Below are 2,375 nucleotides of genomic sequence, written 5' to 3' on the forward strand. Positions count from 1 at the left end.
GGGGCATGGGGTCCGGGCCCCTTCGGCGCTCCCCCGCGGCGCGGCCGGGAGTCTCTCGGCTAGTTCGACGATTCAGGCCGGAGCACCGGCACCGCGCACCGCCGCGCGGACGGTCTTTCGAATACGAGTCACGACGGGTCGGACGGCCGTCCGACCACCCGGCCCGCACCCGCCGTACCGGCGCCGCCCGATGCGCGGCCGTACATGAAACCGGCCGCGGTCGGCCTTCCGATGACCTGGCATGGGGGAGCCGAGTCGGGCGGTTCGGGAAGGCCGGCCGCGGCCGGGGTCCGGGGTTGTCAGACCGCCTCGGCGGTCTCCGGGAGCTCGATGGCGAGCCGGTCGGTGAGGTCGATGACTTCGGCCAGTTCACCGAAGTCACGGACCGCCGTGTCGATGGTCTTTCGGATACGAGTGTTGACGCGCTCGGAGCGCACCTTCTTGGCGACGGTCATCGCCTCGGCCGCGAGCACCGCGCTCTGCTCGGGCTCGCGCTGCAGGAGGTGCACGGTGGCCATGCCGATGAGGTTGAGTGCGTACGACCGCTTGTGGTCGCCGTCCTTGGCGAAGAGGTCCACCGCCCGCTGCATGACGGGCTCGGCGAGCGAGGCGTAGGCGGGGCTGCGGCCGGCGACGTAGGCGAGGTCGCGATAGGAGTGCGAGTTCTCGCCGTACAGCTCGGCCTCGGAGAAGAACCGGATCCAGTCCGGGTCCGGGTCGTCCCAGTCGTGTACGTCCGCGAAGGTGTCCTCGGCCATCCGGACGGCCCGCTTGCACTTGCCGGGCTGCCCCATGTTGGCGTAGGCGCGGGCCTCCATCGCATACAGCATGGACTGGGTGCGCGGGCTCGCGCAGTCCCGACTGCCGTACTGCGCGAGGTGGATCAGTTCCAGCGCGTCGTCGGGCCGGCCGAGGTGGATCATCTGGCGGCTCATGCTGGACAGCACGTACGACCCGAGCGGCTTGTCGCCCGCCTCCTTCGCGGCGTGCAGGGCGAGGACGAAGTACTTCTGCGCGGTGGGCTGCAGCCCCACGTCGTACGACATCCAGCCCGCCAGCTCGGCGAGTTCGCCGGCGACCTTGAACAACTTGCGGGTGGTGGCCTCGGGTTGGGGCTCCTGGAGGAGGTCGGTCACCTCGTGCAGCTGTCCCACGACCGCCTTGCGGCGCAGACCGCCGCCGCACTGGGCGTCCCACTTGCGGAACATCGCCGTGGTGGACTCCAGCAGCTCCAGCTCGGGCCTGGAGAGCCGTCCCATGTGCCGGGAGGCGCCGACCGGTTCGGGCTCCTGCTGGAGGGCCGAGGGGCCGGGGACCAGCCAGCGCTGCATGGGCTCGATGAGGGACGGTCCCGCGGACAGGGCCAGCGAGGTTCCGAGGAAGCCGCGCCGCGCCAGCATGAGGTCGCTGCGCGAGAACTCGCTGAGCAGGGCCACCGTCTGCGGGGCCGTCCAGGGCAGGTCGACGCCGGACACGGACGGTGCCTGGCGGGCGGCGCGCAGTCCCAGGTCCTCGACCGAGACGACACAGCCGAAGCGCTCGGAGAACAGCTCCGAGAGGATCCTCGGGATCGGCTCGCGCGGGTTCTCGCCGTCCAGCCAGCGACGCACGCGCGAGGTGTCCGTGGAGATGTGGTTGGCCCCCAACTGGCGCGCCCTGCGGTTCACTTGGCGCGCCAGCTCGCCCTTGGACCAGCCGCTGCGCACGAACCACGAGCCGAGCAGCTCATTGGGGAGCTTGTCCGTACTGGCCGCGGTCGTCCCGCTTCCGCCGTTGCCGCCCACTGGAACGCCCCCATCCCTGGAACCACTTGTCGCCGCTGTGCGCCAAGCCCTATCAGAATGCCGGTAAATACGGCTTCCCGTCCCGCACTTGTCACCCTTCGAACGAGATGACGAGTTGCCTCCGGCATACCCACGAGTGCATGTGCCCCGAGGACTTGTGCACACAAAGTAATCCTACGATCACTGGTCCAGCCACGGCGATCCCGGAAACGCCACCATTCGCCACCCCTTCGAATGAACCTACGGTTGCCCGCGCACGATTCACTTGACATAGGACGGCCGGAGGTGGGCGTAGCGGTGCACGCAGGGGCGCGTGCCGCTCAGCACACCACCCGGGATGCTCCTGGGCGCCGCCTGGACCATGCGGCACCGGGTAGGCGTGGACGCAGAGTGACGATCCGCATCCGTCTCGTAACCACCGGTGCGTCGGACCCGTTGGAGGGGGCATGGGCTTCACGATCGGCAGCAGCCGGGGTATCCGCGACATCCGGTCCGGCACGCGCCGCCGCGGCCGCACCTCGGAGTGCACGGCAGTGGCCGAGTTCACCGGGCTGTGGGGCTGGGACGTGGTCGCGGGCGCGCGGGCCGCGG

Annotated in this window: 1 protein-coding gene and 1 pseudogene; one reads left to right on the forward strand and one right to left on the reverse strand. The window is 70.2% G+C overall.

All coding sequences use genetic code 11. The features are described from left to right. Nucleotides 1-299: 299 nt before the first annotated feature. Nucleotides 300-1,784, reverse strand: coding sequence for a transcriptional repressor NsdA (gene nsdA / locus R6V09_RS51050; RefSeq protein ID WP_317888237.1), 1,485 nt, complete (start codon nucleotides 1,782-1,784; stop codon nucleotides 300-302). 446 nt (nucleotides 1,785-2,230) lie between these two features. On the opposite strand from nsdA, the pseudogene R6V09_RS51055 reads away from it, so the two are divergent. Then, nucleotides 2,231-2,375: pseudogene (locus R6V09_RS51055) on the forward strand (bifunctional DNA primase/polymerase); the annotation flags it as partial.

Origin of the sequence: Streptomyces sp. W16, from assembly GCF_033194735.1 — a bacterium.
In the GTDB taxonomy this organism is placed as follows: Bacteria; Actinomycetota; Actinomycetes; order Streptomycetales; family Streptomycetaceae; genus Streptomyces.